A 14,612-nucleotide genomic window follows, 5' to 3' on the forward strand; every position below is an offset into this window, starting at 1 on the left:
GGGTCGTCAGTGATGAGCGCGCAAACGAGATCGAGCGACGTGGACGGCTTGGCCGTCGAGAAGCTGACGGTCCGCTTCGGCGGTCTGACGGCGGTCGACGGGCAGACGCTGACCGCTCCGCGCGGCCGGATCACCGGGCTCATCGGGCCCAACGGTGCCGGTAAGACCACGACGTTCAATGCCTGCACGGGCGTGGTCCGGCCCAGTGCCGGTCGGGTTTCCCTGTTCGGTCAGGACATCACCACCTGGTCGCCGGACGCCCGGGCACGCAACGGCATGGGCCGAACCTTCCAACGGATGGAACTGTTCGACACCCTCACCGTGCGGGAGAACGTCCGGCTCGGCAAGGAGGCCGGTCTGGCGGGCAGCAATCCTTGGCGGGCGTTGCGATCCAGCCGTGCGCAGGCCGCGGCCGTCCGTCGCCTGGCCGACGACGCGATGGACATGGTGGGAATCGGCGATGCGGCCAACCGGCGCCCGGCCGATCTGAGCACCGGCGCGCGCCGGTTGGTCGAACTGGCCCGCTGCATCGCGGGCGGTTTCACGGTGATGCTGCTCGACGAACCCTCCTCGGGCCTGGACGGGACCGAGACCGAACAGTTCGGCGGGGTGCTGCGTCGCCTGGTGGCCGAGCGCAACGTGGCGATCCTGATCGTGGAGCACGACATGGAGTTGGTCATGACCACGTGCAACTACATCCACGTCCTGGACTTCGGCAGGCCGATCTTCGAGGGCACGGCGCGCGAGGTCGCGTGCTCCCCGTTGGTACGCGCCGCCTATCTGGGTACGGAGGCCGACGGCCTGGACGAACTCGCCGGCACCGGGGCGGTCGGCTGATGCTGAGGCTGGACTCGATCCGTGCCGGTTACGCCGGTTCCACCGTGCTGCGCGGCGTCAGTCTGCTGGTGCCCCCGTCCAGCGTGGTCGCGTTGTTGGGTCCGAACGGGGCCGGCAAGACCACGTTGCTGCGGGTGGCCTCGGGCCTGCTGCGTCCGACCTCCGGCCAGGTCCTGCTCGACGGCCGGGACGTCAGCCGGTACGCCCCGCACAAGTTGGTCGAGCGCGGGGTCTGCCACGTGCCGGAGGGCCGCGGCGTGTTCCCGTCGCTCTCGGTGCGGGAGAACCTGATCCTGCATTCCAGACCCGGCACGGAATCCGAGTCGGTGGAGAAAGCGGTGTCGGCGTTCCCGCGGCTGGGGGAGCGGCTTTCCCAACAAGCGGGCACGATGAGCGGCGGCGAGCAGCAGATGCTCGCGCTGGCGCGGGCGTATGTGCAGAACCCCCGCTTCGTGCTGCTCGACGAGGTCTCGATGGGCCTGGCCCCGAAGATCGTCGACGAGATCTTCGACTTCCTTCGGCTGCTGGCTTCGCAGGGCGCCTCCTTGCTGCTCGTCGAGCAGTACGTGACCCGCGCGCTGGAGGCCGCCGACTACGTCTACCTGCTCGGCCGGGGAACCGTGACCTTCTCCGGCGAGCCGGGAGAACTCGACGCCGACGCGTTGGCCGAGCAGTACATCGCGGCCGCCCACACCTGAGGAGAAGAAGGCATGCACCAGATGGTGTTCCAGCGGGTCTGTGCGTGGAGCGGAATGGTCTGTGTGACCCTGTTCTTCGCGGCGTTCGGGTTCATGCACTTCATCCCGCCGATCACCCCAGGCAGGTCGGCCGAACAGATCGCACACCACTACCAGGAGCACACCAACAGCATCCGCTTCGGCGCCCTGCTGATGCTGTTCAGCAGCATGTTCTACGCCGCCTTCACCGCAGTGGTCTCCGCTCAGATGCGCCGCATCGCGGGTATCCACCCGGCAGCGATCTACACGCAGCTCGCGGCCGGCGCGTTCGCCTGCCTGACCTTCCTGGTCCCCGGCCTGATCTTCGAGGTGGCCGCGTTCCGGCCCGACCGCGACCCGTCCCAGACCCTGCTGCTCAACGACATGGGCTGGATCTTCATGGTCATGCCGTGGATGCCGTTCCTCACGCAGAACTGGACCTTCGCCTACGCCATCCTCTCCGACAACCAGGATCGGCCGGTCTTCCCGCGCTGGCTCGCGTACTGCAACGTCTGGGCGATCATCATCTTCTCCCCTTCGGTCGCCCTGCCGTTCTTCAAGCACGGAGTCTTCGCCTGGAGCGGCCTGTTCGTGGTCTGGATCCCGGCCTTCGCGTTCATCGCCCAATTCGGCGTGAACACCGCGATGTTGCTACGTGCGATCGACCGGGAGGAGGCCGAGGTCCGGTCGACGGGGCCGGAACGCGAACTGGTCCCTGCTTAGGTCGACTCCCGGGGTTCTGGTGCCCCGGTTCCCGCGGGGGCTAGGGTCCGAGCACGCCCCGCGTCCCCGGAGGTTCCGATGGCCAGACGACGTGACATCGAGTTCGACAGCGACGGCACCACGCTGCGCGGGTGGTTCTACCCGGCCGCGGGCGCCTCCGGCACCGCCCCGACCGTCGTGCTGGCGCACGGGTTCTCGGCCGTCAAGGAGATGTACCTCGACAGCTATGCCGAACTGTTCGCCGACAACGGGCTGAACGCCCTGGTCTTCGACAACCGCAACTTCGGCGACAGCGACGGGACGCCTCGTCAGGAGATCGAACCGTGGGCACAGGTCCACGACTACCGGACCGCGATCACCTACGCGACCACGCTGCCGGAGACCGACGTCAACCGGATCGGCCTCTGGGGCAGCAGCTACTCCGGCGGGCACGTGCTCGTCGTTGCCGCTATCGACCGTCGGGTCAAGGCCGTTGTCGCCCAGGTTCCGCTGATCAGCGGCTACGAGAACGTTCGGGTCCTGGTCCGTTCCGACTTCATCGACATCTACCGCGAGCAGTTCGACGCCGAGCGGCTCTCGCGGTTCCAGGGCAACCCGCCCACGATGGTCCCGGTGGTCGCCGAGGACCCGATGGCGCCGTCCGCCCTGCCGACGTCGGACTCCTGGCAGTGGTTCACCGAGACCGGCGCCGGTCGGGCACCGAACTGGAAGAACGAGGTCACGCTGCGCACCATCGAGGCCCTCGGTGAGTACAACCCGGTCGACTACATCGACAAGGTCAGCCCGACCCCGTTGCTCCTGCTGCCTGCCCGCAACGACGTGCTGACCCCGGCCCGGTTCGCCATTGCCGCCTACGAGAAGGCGCTGGAGCCGAAGAAGCTGGAGATCCTGCCGGGCGGACACTTCGACGCCTACGTCAAGGGTTTCGAGGCTTCCAGCAGTCCCGCGCTGGCCTGGTTCCTGGCCCACCTCGCGCCCTGAGCCCCAGCGGCCGCCCGCTGCCGCCTGGACGGCGCACCGGGCAGAGAGTTTCATGGGCCTGTGTCGGAACCACTTGGGGCGAGCACGGGGGTGGGGCTCTCGCCCGCCGTGTCTGCGGTGGCCGCGTTTCGTTCGGTCACGGCGGCCCTGGTGGAGGAGCAAGACCTCGATACCGTCCTGCGCCTGATCGTCACCAAGCTGTCCGAGCTGACCGGCGCCGGCCGATGTTCGATGCATCTGCTCGACCGGGAAACCGGGTTGTTCCATGGAGCTGTTGCGCACGCGCCGAGCGACATCGACTCCAAGGTGAAAGCGCTCATCAGCGGTGGGCCGGGCGACGAGTTCACCCGCGAGATCGTGCGTACCCAACGCCCCGTCATGGTCGTGAACACGCTGGTCGATCCGCGGCCGCTGCAGGTCGCCATGCGCCGGTGGCACACGAAGTCCCTGCTCGGTGTGCCGATGATCCTCCGCGACGAGGTGATCGGCGTCCTGTGCCTGGACAACGAGGACGTCGTGCTCGAGTTCGGTGCCCACGACCAAGAACTGGCGCTGATCTTCGCCGAACTCGCCGCGACCGCGGTCAATCAGGTACAGCTGACCTCCCGGTTGCGCGCCAGCCTCGCCACCCAGGCAGGCCAGCTCTCGAGGCTCCAACAGGCCGCCCGGATGGAGAACCAGCTCACCGAGATCCTGCTCCGCGGCTGGGGAGTTCGCGGCCTTGTCGAGGCCGTGTCGCGCCTGCTGGACAAGCCGTGCTGGATCTACGACGCGAGCTTCCACTGTCTTGCCCAAGCAAACCCCGAAGGAGGAGTTGTCCGCATGCTCGACGAGGACCTGCGCCGGCAGCCGGCCGTGGCGTCGCTGCTCGAGCAACTTTCCGGGGGCCACCCGCTGACCGTGGGACCGCTTCCGCGAGCCGACCTGTTGCACCGGCTGATGGTGGCCAAGATCGCGGTCGAGGAGGAATGCCGGGGCTATGTCGTGGTCGCGGAGCATCCTGGCCGCTTCGGGCCTTTCGACGCAGCGATCGTGCGCCGTGCCGCCCACAATTTGGCGCTGGAGCGTTCGCGCGCCAGGCGCGAGGGTGACATCGAATGGCACGCCGTCGAGGCGTTCACCGGGAGCCTGATCCGAGGCGAACGGGTGGCGCTCGACTACCGCGCCCAGGGCCTCGGAATCAGTCTGGACTCTCCGCGCGTGGTGGTGCTGGTCGGCCGTCGAGACGGCGGAGAGTTCGACCTCACCCCGAAGCTGATGGCCCGCATGATGACGGCAACCGACGCTCCATCCGCGGTCCTGGCCACGCCTTCGGGCAACGACATCGCCCTTGTCATCGAGGTACCCGGCACCCTCGACGAGCGCGCCGGATCTGCCTGGGTGCGCAAGCAGGCTGAGATTGCGTTGGACGGTATGCAGCACGCCTGCCCGGTCTTCATCGCGATCTCCACGATCGTCCGGTCGCCCGGTGATGACGCCGCCGCGCACACTCAGGCCTGCCAGGTGTTGCAGGTCATGCGGGCCCATGTCGACTCCGATGGCGACATGGTGCTCGCGACCGGTGACCTGGGCGCCGGACGGCTCCTGCTCGCGACCGCCGACCACGACTGGGCGCAACGCTTCGCCCGCGACACCTTGGGTGCGATCCTGTCGCCGGCGCCCAAGCACGAGGAGCTGCTCGTCACCCTCAACGCGTTCCTCCAGGTCGGTCGGGGCGTGCGCCGCGCTGCGGAGCTTCTTGATGTGCATCCGAATACCGTCAGGTATCGGCTGGCCAACATCGAACGGATCACCGGTCTGGCCGTGACGACCGACGACCATGCGTATCTGACGGCCCAAATGGCGCTGCTCGTGCTGCGCCTCTCCGGTCGCCTGCCGTTGGTGCCGCTCGCCTAGGTCGGAGGTATCCGCTGGAGGCCGGCGGCGCGCCGGGCGCGATCGCTCATGCGTTGGTGCAGGTCGAACAGCAGGGCATCCACAGCGGGATCGAGGGTGTCCGAGTTCCGCCATGCCTGTTGGATGTCATCGAGGTCGGCCTGCAGTCGTTCGTTCTCGTGGATCGACCCGGCGAGCGCGCCGTCCTGCACGCCGGGGACCGGCTGTTGCCAATCCACCCGATGGGTCGGAACCAACCCCGTCCGGGTGCCGATCTGCGCCAACGTCGCTCGCAGATCCGCGTTGTCCTCAGCCACATAGGCCGGCATCAGGTCCCAGGTCCGCTCCAGCTGATCGAGGATGTGTATTGCCGCCTTCAGTTGGCGAGCGGCAGCCCCGGCAGGGACGGCTGGGAGAACCTGGGTGGTGAGCGCCTCGCGGGTCAGGGCGAGCAGTTCTCCGGGCGTAGGCCTCAGCACGGGTCCGCCACCTTCGATTGATCGATCCAGGACAGGCACAGATCCACGGCAGGAACGACGGTTCGGGTGCGATCCGCCAGGCGGAGGTTCATGGTCAAGCCGTCCACCACCGATCGTGCGGCCTGCAGGCTGATCACCGCGAACTTCACCTCGGCGAACACCCGGTGCCACAGCAGGGAGTCCGCGTCGACGGCGCCCCCGCCGGCAGCGACGTAGGCCTCGACGAATTCCGGCAGCGGGAGGAACCGCGCCGGGCTCCACAATGCGCGATAGGCCCAGGCAAGGTCCTCGGTCGGGTTTCCGACGTGGGCCATCTCCCAGTCCAGAACGCCGGTGATGCGCTCGCCGTCGTAAAGCACGTTTCCCACCCGAAAATCACCGTGCACCACGGCGAAGCGCTCCGGCGGGCGCTCGTGATCGGCCAGCCAATCGAAGAGCCATCCCAATGCCGGGTGCGGCTCCAGCCGGGCGGCCAGGAACTGGTCTCGCCAGTGCGCGAGGTGACTCTGCGCGCCGGGGACCTCGGTGTGCGCCGGAGTCGCCGAATGCAGCTCAGCCGCCGCGCGGGCCAGATCCAGGGTGCGCGCGCGTCCGGTCGCCGGGTCCGCAGCCAAGTAGGACACGGGGTCCGCGCTGCCCGTCATCCGTTGCAGCAGAACGGCGGGACCCCCCAGGAGGTGCCCGTCGAGGTCGTGCGCCCAGACGCGGGGAGCACGAACGCCCTGCTGCGCCAGAGCGGACAGGTGGCGGACTTCCTCGGCCGGGTCGGTACGCACCTGCGAACCCGGCTGCCGGACCAGCAGGATCACCGGTTCCGCGCTCGGGACACCGCAGGCATCGACCCACTCCACCGACGCAGCCCACGCCCGCCGGGCGTTGCCGCCGAAGACCTGGACCGCATCGCTGACGCTGACGCTTCGGGCGTCCGGGTGCCACGCCCCGAACAGCTCGCCGATCCCTTCGGTGACCTGTTCGAGGCTCAACTCAACCGGCGGCGCCGTCACTAGCGGACTCCCGCCGCCACCCGCATCGTCTCCCCGGTGATCGCGTCGGACTGTGGCTCGAGGAAGAACGCGATGCCCTCGCCGAGGTCGTCCGGGGTCGCCAGATCGCCGAGCGCGGTGTACTCGAGGTGGCGGTTCAGGTAGCTCTGGTCGATCCACTTGCGGACCCGGTCGGAGAGCACCAGGCCGGGGGCGATGCAGTTGGCCCGAATGCCGTTGCGACCGCCCTGCATGCTGAGGCTTTGGGTGAAGGCCACAACTGCGGCCTTCGCGGAGTTGTAGGCGGCGTTGCCGAGCTCCATCCGGTTGGCGAACGCGGCGAGCGAGGCGACGTTGACGACCTTGCCGTAGAGCTGGGCGGTGAAGTGCTTCTCCAGCGCCCGACACATCAGGAACGCGCTGGTCACGTTCAGGGCGTACATCGCGTTCCATGACTCCAGCGAGAACGACTCGAGCGGGACGTCGTAGACCTCGCGGTCGATGTTCACCATGCCGCCGGCGACGTTGGCGATCCCGTGCACGGCGCCGAACTCGCGCAGCGCGGTGTCGGTGGCCTCGGTGGTGCCGGCCTCGGTCGTGACGTCCACCTTGCAGGTCCGCAGGGTTCCGGGCAGGTCCGCCGCCTTGTCGACCGTCTCGGCCAGCCGGCGTGAGCTCAGGTCGACGGCGAGCACCTTCGAGCCGGCCTTGAGCAGCCGCAGCGCGGCGGCCCCGCCGATACCGCCGCCGGCGCCGGTGACGATGTAGACCCGCTCGGAAAGGGGCAGCGTGAGGCGCGGTGGCGGGACGAACTCGGTCTCGGACACGGCTGACTCCAGGAAAACTGAGGGGTGATCAGATGTACGAGCGCTGCTCGAAAACCGGGGGACGCTTCTCGCGCAGGGCGTTGAGACCTTCCTGCGCCTCGGGTCCGGTGAACCCGATGATCCCGAATGCGAGAGAGGCTTCGAACGACGACCAGTTCGAGCGGATCCAGTTGTTCAGGGCCGACTTGGTCCAGCGGATCGCACCGGGCGCGCCCTTGGACAGCTTGATGGCGATCTCCAGGGCGCGGCGGTCCACCTGGTCGTCGTCGACGCAGAAGGTGACCAGGCCGATCCGTTCGGCCTCCTCGCCGCTGATCGCCTCGGAGGTCATCAGGTAGTACTTGGCCTTCGACATCCCCACCAGCAGGGGCCAGATCGCGACCGCATGGTCGTCCGCCGCGACGCCGAGCGTGGTGTGCCCGTCGACGAGCTTGGCGGTCCGGCCGGCCACCGACACGTCGGCCAGCAACGCCGCGGCGAGTCCACCGCCGGCGGCGGCGCCGCTGATCGCGGACACGATCGGCTTGTTGCACTCGAGCATGTTCAACACCAGCGCGCGGCCCTCCTTCCACATCTGCATGCGGAAGTCGTGGTCGTCGATGATGCGCTGCACCATGTCGAAGTCGCCGCCGGCGGAGAACGCGCGGCCCTTGCCGCCGAGCACCACCGCGGAGACCTCGGGGTCGGCGTCGATCAGCTTCCACACGGCACCGAGTTCGCAGTGCATGGCGAAGTCGAACGAATTCATCGGTGGCCGGTTCATCATGACCCGCAGTACGTGCGGCTCCGGCCAGTCCAGTTCGAGGCTCTGGTAGTCGGGGTAGAGCACCTTCTCCGACATGGCTACTGGCCCTTTCCCTGCGCGAACTCCGTGCGGAGTTCGTGCTTGGCGATCTTCCCGTAGACGGCCCGGGGAAGCTCCTCGCGGATCTCCACCCGGCTGACCCGCTGGTACTTGGCCAGCTGGAGGTTGCCCCACTCCCGCAGCGTCTGCGCGTCCACTGTTCCACCGGGGCGCAGCAGCACGACGAGCACCGGCGTCTCGCCCCACTTGTCGTGCGGTTCGCCGATGCCCGCACACTCGCTGACATCGGGATGGCGCATGAAGACGTCCTCGATGTCGATCGCGAAGATGTTGTGGCCGCCGGACTTGATCATGTCCTTCAGCCGGCCGGAGACGTGGACGAAGCCGTCGGTGTCCATGTGCCCGACGTCGCCGGTACGCATGAACGTGCGCCCGTCCGGGGCGACCCAGGTCGTCTCCTGAGTGCGTCGCGGGTTCTTGTAGTAGCCGGTCATCATCATCAGCGCGCGGGCGACGATCTCGCCGGTCTGCCCGGCGGCCACCTCGGTCAGGTCCTCGCCGATGACGCGGATGTCGTCCAGGAACAGCGAGGTGCCGACGCTGTTCTGCTTGCCCCGGGCGGCGTCCTCGGGGGTGCGCAGGGTCGCGAAGCCCTCGGTGGCCCCGTAGACCTCGTACAGCCCGCTGCTCGGGAAGGCCGCGACGATCTCGTCGTAGGTCCGCCTCGCCATCGGCTGACCGGCCGTCACAAGTGCGCGCAGCGAGCTGACGTCGAACGAACGCAGCTTCTCGTGCGCCAGGATCGTGATGAACTGCGTCGGTACCAGGAACGCGTGGGTGGCGCGCTCCCGTTCGACCGCGGTCAGCCAGGCCTGCGCGGAGAACGAGCGCAGGATCACCAGCGTGCCGCCGGTGTACATGACCGGCGCCATGGTGATCCACGTGCCGGACGCGTACGGCGGGGTGCCGAGGACCGCGACCGAGTACCGGTCCACCTTGAGCCCGATGCCGAATCCGTAGGGGTAAGCCATCCGGCTGGCGTGGGTGTGCTCGATGCCCTTGGGCTCGCCGGTGCTGCCGGAGGTGTAGAGGATCGTGCTGATGTCGGTGGGCGCGATGGCCACCCCGCAGGGCGTGTCCGGGGCTGCGTCGAGTTCCGCGCGCGCGGACGTCCAGCCTGCTGCGCCCGCCCCGAAGGTCAGCCACGCCGTGATCGCCGGCAGCCGGTCCCGGATCGAGTCCAGCAGCTCCTCGGTTCCGGTGTCGGCGACTATCACCACGGCGTCGGAGTTCCCCGCCAGTCGGGCCAGTGCGTTCATGTCGAGCATGACGTTCAGCGGCACCGCGACGCAGCCCGCCTTCAGGGTGCCCCAGAACGCGATCCACGCGTCGAGCGAGGCCGGCATGAGCAGCGCGACCTTGTCCCCGGTGCGCAGGCCGCGGGCCCGCAGGGCGTTGGCGAACCGGTTGGTCCGCGCGTGCGCCTCGCGCCAGGTGATCCGCTCGTCCTCGCAGACGACCGCGATGCGGTCGCCGTGGATCCGGGCGTTGTGCGCGAAGACGTCCGGCATCAGCAGCGCGAAGTCGAAGCTCAGCGGGGGGGTCGCGGTGCTCACCACAGCTCCCATCCAGGCTTGCCGGCCACGCATGCCTCGTAGGCGTCGGGCTCCAGTGGCTGCAGGATGCCGGTGGTGGTGCAGCCGTCGCGAGGCCCGCCGATCTCCCGTACCCGGCAGTGGTGCTCGTCCAGGCCGCGCAGGGCCAGCCGGGCGACCGGGTCGGTGACGTCGTACCGGTCCCACTCGACCCGAGGCGGCCCGTAGTACTCGCCGTGCTGCAGGCCGGGGAACTCGGCGCCCGGGCCGTCGGGCGTACCGCCGTAGAACCCGCAGCGCAGGTACGCGGTCTGCGTGCCGAGCCGCTCCAGGTGCAGGTGCCGCGTGGTGCCGTCGGACAGGGTCAGCCCGATCAGACCCTCGCTCAGGATCTGCGTGTCGGGCTCGAAGCGAAGCTTGCGATGCACCCGTTCGACCTTGCCGGCGCCCGGGCGGGGGTCGCCGTGCGGGTAGAGCACGGTCTTGCCCCAGATCGCCAGGTCGCCGAGGTCGATCCAGATCCCGCCCTTCCAGCCGCCGCGCCTGACGACCCCGTCGTTCAGGGCCGGCCCGCCGACGCCGCGGCCCACGCCCCAGTGTCGGTCGCGGGTGCCGCGCGCGCAGCCGGCCGGCCACTCCATGCGGGTGTCGCCGATCCGGACCCAGCCGTGAACGGCCACGAATGTCTCGAAGCCGACCGTGACCTGCCGCTCGCCGGTCTCGACCCGCGGTCCCCACACAGCGCCGTGGACGGCGCGGTGGGTGTCGGTGGTGGTGAGGTCGTAGGAGAAGCCCCAGCCGCCGTGCTCCAGGGTGTGCCGCCACTCGCGTAGGCCGGTGACGATGGTCGGGCGCAGCGGCCCGACGGTCAGGTCGGAGCGGTCGTCGCAGTCGCCGAGCCGCCCGAAGGCGCGGACGGAACGGTGGTCCCCACGCAGGTTGACCACCGCGTAGGACTCCGCCCGCCCGAGGTTCGGGTACCGACTGCCGCCGATCGCGACGACCAGGTCGCCGGTCTCGTCGTGCAGGACGTTCCAGTAGCGCTCGAAGAAACGCAGGTCCTGACTGTGCGGGGTGTCGGCCATCCCCAGGGTGCCGGGGCCGCGGTGCACGAGGTGGTCGTCGGCGGGGGACAGGCTCGCGTCGACGGCGACGCTCGGCCGGCTCACGTCAGGGACACCGGCAGCCTCGCGGGGCCACGCGCGACCATCGAGTTGACCCACGGGATCTCCGCGAGCGGCTCGTCGATGTGCCAGTGCGGGAAGCGGCGCAGGATCTCGGCGAGCACGACCGCCGCCTCCATCCGCGCGACCGGCGCCCCGAGGCAGAAGTGCGCGCCCTTGGAGAACGCGAGGTGGGCCGCGGGGTGACCGTCGATGGCGAGTGCGTCGGGGTCGGTGAAGACGGCGGGGTCGCGGTTGGCGGCGGCGAGCAGAGCGAAGATCCGATCGCCGGCGCGCAGCCGTGCCCCGGCCACCTCGGTGTCGGCCGTGACCAGCCGGGCCGTGGCCAGCACGGGAGAGTCGTAGCGCAGGAACTCCTCGACCGCGGTCGGCATCAGCGCCGGCGCCGCGGCGAGCCGGGCCCGGGCGTCCGGGTTGGCCGTCAACGCGATCAGCGCGTTGCTCAGCAGGTGCGCGGTGGTTTCCTGCGCACCGTTGGCGATCATCATCATCGCCGCGACGATCTCCTCGTCGGTGAGGGTGGTGCCGCCCGCCTCGCTGGTCAGCAGATGCGTGACGGTGTCGGCGCGCGGATCGGCCCGGCGTGCCGCGATCAGGTCGCGGAACAGGCCGGCCATGCAGTGCGCGCCGTGCCGGGCCTTCGTGTACTTGTCCGGCACGCCGCGCGAGCTGCCGATGAACAGCATCATCTCGTCCGACCACTGCTTGACCTCGGTGAGACGGTCGCGCGGGACGCCGAGCAGGTCCATCACCACGTAGCCGGGCAGGCGCAGCCCGACCTCGGCGTAGAAGTCGAAGGTGCCCCTTGCCGCGAGCTCGTCGAGCAGGCCGGTGGCGATCTCCACCGTTGCGTCGCGCAGCGCGTGCACGATCTTCGGGTTGATCGCCGAGGCGAGGTGGCGGCGCACCCGGGTGTGGTCCGGCGGGTCCTGGAACACGATCCACCTGGTGAGCCACTCCAACACCTCGCCTGCCGTGGTCCGGTCGGGCTCGGGCAGGTGGGCGTTGATCTGGGCCAGCCGGTTGGCGGAGAACACCTTTGGGGTCATCACGATCGTGTTGACGCTGGCCCAGTCCAGGGCGAGCCAGCCGGAGAGCGCCGGGCACCACTGGACTCCGCCCGCGGCCCGGAGCTCGGCGAAGACCGGGTACGGGTCCCGAAGCATCGCGGGGATGCTCGGGTCGTACTCGATCGCGGGCGTGGTCGACAGATGGGTGGACACGGCCCGAGGCTGACATGCAGGTCAGGGCCGGCGAGAACGCCGCTGCCCCAGAATCTGGAGCCGCGTACAAAGCGCGGCGAGCCGGGCGCGGGACGCAGCGCGGTGAGCTGTGTCACGGTCGTGCGGTGGCCATGGAATTCAAGCGCGTCGTCACCGGTGTCGACGCCAAGGGAACGTCCATCTTCTACTCCGACGCGGCGATGACGCCCGTGACGCTGGCGATGATGCCGGGTGCGAACTTCTACCAGGTGTGGGGCACCGAGGGAGTGCTGCGCAGTCCGGTGGTCGACCCGGCCGTGCCGAGCAAGAACTTCTTCCCCGGCCCCGGCGGGTCCCGGTTCGGCCTGCTCACCTTCCCGCCGGACGCGGATCCTGACCCGGACGCCGCGCTGCCGGACGAGGCGACGATCAATGCCCTGATCGCCGAGGCGGAGGAGAAGCTCCCGGGCCTGATCGGTGTGTTCGAGCCCGATGCTCCCGGCATGCACCAGACCGTCACGGTTGACTACCTGATGGTCGTCACGGGTGAGCTCTGGCTCGAGCTCGACGACGGTGCCGAGGTCCACCTGCCGACGGGCAGTTGCATCGTGCAGAACGGTGCCCGGCACGCCTGGCGGAACAGGAGCGGCGCCCCGGCGACGCTCGCCTACGTGAGCCTGGCGGTCGTCTGAGCTTGCCCATCCCGTTGCGCCGCACCGTTCTCTGCCTCGCCCGGTACCGAAGGGACAACCCGACATGTCCGTCCACCCTCAGGTCGACGCCGTCGTCGTCGGCGCCGGTTTCGCCGGCCTGCGCGCGATCCACGAACTGCGCCGCCTCGGCCTGTCGATGCGCGTGTTCGAGGCCGGCAGCGACGTCGGCGGAACCTGGTACTGGAACCGGTACCCAGGTGCCCGCACGGACACCGAGAGCTGGGGCTACTGCTTCTTCTTCGACAAGGAACTAGGCCTGGAGTGGGAGTGGCCGGAGCGCTTCCCGGCCCAGGCCGACGTGCAGAACTACCTCGCGCACGCCGCCGACCGATTCGACATGCGCAAGGAGATCACATTCAACGCATGGGTCAACGGGGCGTTCTTCGACGAGGCCACCAACCTCTGGACCGTGACCACGGCGTCCGGCGAGTCCGTCACCTGCCGCTGGCTGATCACCGGCCTGGGCTGGCTCGGCGTCGCGTACCGTCCCAACCTGCCGGGCCTGGATTCCTTTGGCGGCGAGTGGTATCAGACCTCGCTGTGGCCGAAGGAGCCCGTCGAGCTCGAGGGCAAGCGCGTCGCGATCATCGGCACCGGCGCCACCGGCATCCAGGTCATCCAGACGATCGCGCCGGTGGTGGAGCACCTGACGGTCTTTCAGCGCACGCCGAACTACGTGATGCCGGGCCGCAACCACGCGCTCACCGCGGAGCAGCGGGCCGGGCTCAAGCGCGACTACGACATCATCACGGAGCAGACATTCAGCCACGTCTTCGCGTTCCCGATGGACCCGGCGAACCGGCTCGGCTCCGAGGTCACCGACGACGGGGATCTACTCCGGATCTTCGAGAAGGGCTGGGAGGACGGCGGCTTCCGCTACATCTTCACCACCGTCGACGACATGCTGGTCGACCAGCGGGTCAACGACATCGCCGCGGAGTTCGTGCGCAACAAGATCCGGGCGATCGTGAAGGACCCGGTGACAGCCGAGGTGCTGTGCCCGAAGACGCACCCGATCGGCGGCAAGCGCCCACCGCTGGGCAACTTCTACTACGAGACCTTCAACCGACCGAACGTCACGTTGGTGGACGTGCGCCCCGACCCGGTCGCCGAGATCACCCACCGCGGGGTGAAGCTCAGCTCCGGGGCGGAGCACGAGGTCGACGTGATCATCTTCGCCACCGGGTTCGACGCGATGACCGGGCCGCTGGAGAAGATGAATGTGCACGGCGTCGGGGACCGGACGCTGGCGGAGGAGTGGGCGCAGGGTCCGAACTTGCACCTGGGGATCTCGCAGGCCGGCTTCCCGAACATGTTCACCATCCTCGGCCCCCAGGGCCCGTTCGCCAGCCACCCGCCGGTGATCGAGAAGCAGGTCGAGTTCATCGGCAAGGTTCTCGACAAGGCCGTGGCCGAGGGCGCTGAGCGCGTCGAGTCGACCGTGGAGGCCGGCGCCGCGTGGACCGCGATGTGCGACATGATCCTGCACATGACGCTGGTGCCGAAGGGACTGGACGACAGGCCGTGGTTCCTCGGCGCCAACATCCCGGGCAAGAAGCAGACCACGTTGGCCTATCTCGGTGGCATGGCCGGCTACTGTGCCGAGCTCGACAAGGAGATCGGCGGCGACTTCCCCGCCTACGAGATGAGCAAGACGCCCGTACCGGCCTGACCGGCGATCACCGACCCCGG

Annotated in this window: 14 protein-coding genes; 7 read left to right on the top strand and 7 right to left on the bottom strand. The window is 69.1% G+C overall.

Annotated elements, in window-relative coordinates; all coding sequences use genetic code 11:
* Positions 1–12: 12 nt before the first annotated feature.
* From VHU88_13400 to VHU88_13420, 5 genes are all read left to right on the top strand, one after another.
* Positions 13–837, top strand: coding sequence for an ABC transporter ATP-binding protein (locus tag VHU88_13400; protein HEX3612676.1), 825 nt, complete (start codon positions 13–15; stop codon positions 835–837).
* The gene (locus VHU88_13405; protein HEX3612677.1) at positions 837–1,535 is read left to right on the top strand and encodes an ABC transporter ATP-binding protein; all 699 of its coding nucleotides are present in this window, start codon (positions 837–839) and stop codon (positions 1,533–1,535) included. The genes VHU88_13400 and VHU88_13405 overlap by 1 nt, the downstream gene beginning before the upstream one ends.
* Positions 1,536–1,547: 12 nt before the next feature.
* Positions 1,548–2,276 (top strand): hypothetical protein, encoded by a 729-nt coding sequence (locus VHU88_13410; protein ID HEX3612678.1) that lies wholly within the window; start codon positions 1,548–1,550, stop codon positions 2,274–2,276.
* A gap of 78 nt (positions 2,277–2,354) precedes the next feature.
* Positions 2,355–3,257, top strand: a complete 903-nt coding sequence (locus tag VHU88_13415) for an alpha/beta hydrolase (GenBank protein HEX3612679.1) — start codon at positions 2,355–2,357, stop codon at positions 3,255–3,257.
* Positions 3,258–3,374: 117 nt separating this feature from the next.
* Entirely contained in the window at positions 3,375–5,153 is a 1,779-nt protein-coding gene (locus VHU88_13420; GenBank protein ID HEX3612680.1) for a GAF domain-containing protein, read from the top strand.
* Here VHU88_13420 and VHU88_13425 read toward each other — a convergent pair.
* Genes VHU88_13425 through VHU88_13455 form a run of 7 tightly spaced genes read right to left on the bottom strand, consistent with a single transcriptional unit; the run spans position 5,150 to position 12,228 of the window.
* Complete coding sequence (locus VHU88_13425) at positions 5,150–5,611, bottom strand: hypothetical protein (protein HEX3612681.1); 462 nt, start codon at positions 5,609–5,611, stop codon at positions 5,150–5,152. The two genes, VHU88_13420 and VHU88_13425, sit on opposite strands and share 4 nt — an antisense overlap.
* Positions 5,605–6,615, bottom strand: coding sequence for a phosphotransferase family protein (locus VHU88_13430; protein HEX3612682.1), 1,011 nt, complete (start codon positions 6,613–6,615; stop codon positions 5,605–5,607). Before VHU88_13430 ends, VHU88_13425 begins: the two co-directional genes overlap by 7 nt.
* Positions 6,615–7,421, bottom strand: coding sequence for an SDR family oxidoreductase (locus tag VHU88_13435; GenBank protein ID HEX3612683.1), 807 nt, complete (start codon positions 7,419–7,421; stop codon positions 6,615–6,617). Before VHU88_13435 ends, VHU88_13430 begins: the two co-directional genes overlap by 1 nt.
* A gap of 28 nt (positions 7,422–7,449) precedes the next feature.
* Positions 7,450–8,262 carry an enoyl-CoA hydratase/isomerase family protein gene (locus VHU88_13440; GenBank protein ID HEX3612684.1) on the bottom strand — a complete coding sequence of 271 codons (813 nt, stop codon included), beginning with the start codon at positions 8,260–8,262 and terminating at the stop codon, positions 7,450–7,452.
* 2 nt (positions 8,263–8,264) lie between these two features.
* Complete coding sequence (locus VHU88_13445; GenBank protein ID HEX3612685.1) at positions 8,265–9,842, bottom strand: class I adenylate-forming enzyme family protein; 1,578 nt, start codon at positions 9,840–9,842, stop codon at positions 8,265–8,267.
* Positions 9,839–10,990, bottom strand: coding sequence for a hypothetical protein (locus VHU88_13450; protein HEX3612686.1), 1,152 nt, complete (start codon positions 10,988–10,990; stop codon positions 9,839–9,841). The genes VHU88_13445 and VHU88_13450 overlap by 4 nt, the downstream gene beginning before the upstream one ends.
* On the bottom strand, positions 10,987–12,228 hold the full coding sequence (locus VHU88_13455; protein ID HEX3612687.1) for a cytochrome P450: 1,242 nt from the start codon (positions 12,226–12,228) through the stop codon (positions 10,987–10,989). The genes VHU88_13450 and VHU88_13455 overlap by 4 nt, the downstream gene beginning before the upstream one ends.
* A gap of 125 nt (positions 12,229–12,353) precedes the next feature.
* Here VHU88_13455 and VHU88_13460 point away from each other — a divergent pair, with 125 nt between their 5' ends.
* Entirely contained in the window at positions 12,354–12,899 is a 546-nt protein-coding gene (locus VHU88_13460; protein ID HEX3612688.1) for a cupin domain-containing protein, read from the top strand.
* A gap of 64 nt (positions 12,900–12,963) precedes the next feature.
* Positions 12,964–14,592, top strand: coding sequence for an NAD(P)/FAD-dependent oxidoreductase (locus VHU88_13465; protein ID HEX3612689.1), 1,629 nt, complete (start codon positions 12,964–12,966; stop codon positions 14,590–14,592).
* Positions 14,593–14,612 lie beyond the last annotated feature (20 nt).

This window comes from Sporichthyaceae bacterium, assembly GCA_036269075.1.
GTDB lineage: Bacteria > Actinomycetota > Actinomycetes > Sporichthyales > Sporichthyaceae > DASQPJ01.